The organism is Delftia sp. ZNC0008, from assembly GCF_000799035.1.
Classification (GTDB): domain Bacteria; phylum Pseudomonadota; class Gammaproteobacteria; order Burkholderiales; family Burkholderiaceae_C; genus Comamonas; species Comamonas tsuruhatensis.
The window spans coordinates 1-1,047 of the sequence record NZ_JTKZ01000925.1; the positions used below are offsets into that span (position 1 = coordinate 1).

2 protein-coding genes are annotated in these 1,047 nt (G+C 72.0%); both read right to left on the bottom strand.

What is annotated here, in order from left to right:
• Nucleotides 1-311 (bottom strand): STN domain-containing protein (locus L995_RS29895; protein WP_047475077.1); only part of this gene is annotated, 311 nt, incomplete at its 3' end.
• Between the two features lie 119 nt (nucleotides 312-430).
• Nucleotides 431-1,047, bottom strand: a 617-nt coding sequence (locus L995_RS29900; RefSeq protein ID WP_047475078.1) for a FecR family protein, incomplete at its 5' end; no start/stop codon positions are given.

The following is a 1,047-nucleotide window of genomic DNA, read 5'->3' on the forward strand; positions in this document are numbered from 1 at the left end:
ACCTGCTCCACCCGCCGCAGCGCATAGGCGCCGCTGGCCTGGCGCACGGCCTGCCAGGCGGTGCCGGCCAGCAGGGCCTCGAAGGCGCCCTCCACCGTATAGCTGCCGCGCAGGCCCGCGCTGCGCTGTCCGGCCGTCTGATCGGCCGTGAAGATCAGGGCCACGCCGGCCTGGGCGGCCGTGCTGCGCAAGGCGGCATCCAGCGGGCCGGCAGCGACGTCATAGCTGCGCTGGGCCTGGGCCAGCACGGCGGCGGGCATGAGCGCGATGGCCAGCGCCAGCGCGGGGCGGGGCATGAAAAGGGGTTGCATGGTCCTGGGTTCTCCCTGTGTTCCGATATCGAAAATCAAAGCTCTCGGAAACAAGGAAGCGCGGCGCGGGAAATCGGGTCACCCCCGGCGCAAAAAAAGCGAAAAGGAAGAAAAAAGCCTCAGCCGCGCGCCTGCGCAGGCTCCACCACCACCCACCAGCGCGTGCGCCAGCGCAGTTGCACGGGCAGTGCACCGGGCAGCATGGCCAGCACGGCGTCCGTGCCATCGATGCCGCCTTCGTCCAGCGGGAACACGCCCGAGAACCGCAGCCCGGCCACGGCCGGATCGGCGCGCAGCCAGCCGGGGCGGTAGCGGTTGAGTTCGGCCAGGAAGTCGTCCAGGCGCTGGTTGTCCACCCACAATTGGCCCCGGCTCCAGGCGTCGTCCGCAGGGCCGGCCGGCTGCACCGTGCTCCAGCCCGTGCGCGTGAAGTCCATGGCCTCGCCCGCCTGCAGACGCAGTGCGGATGCGCCTGTGCCGGCCAGGCGCAGCTCCACGGCGCGCTCGAACACCGCCACGCGCGCACCTGCCTGGCTGCTGCGCACCATGAAGCGCGTGCCCAGAGCGCGCACGCGGCCGTGGGCGGTCTCCACCACAAAGGGCAGATCGCCCAGCGCACCTGCGGGATGACCGGTGGTGAACAGCGCCTCGCCGGCCAGCAGGCGCAGCCGGCGCTCGCTGCCGTCGAACTGCAAGGCCACGGCGCTGCCGGGGCCCAGCAGCATGTCCGACGCGG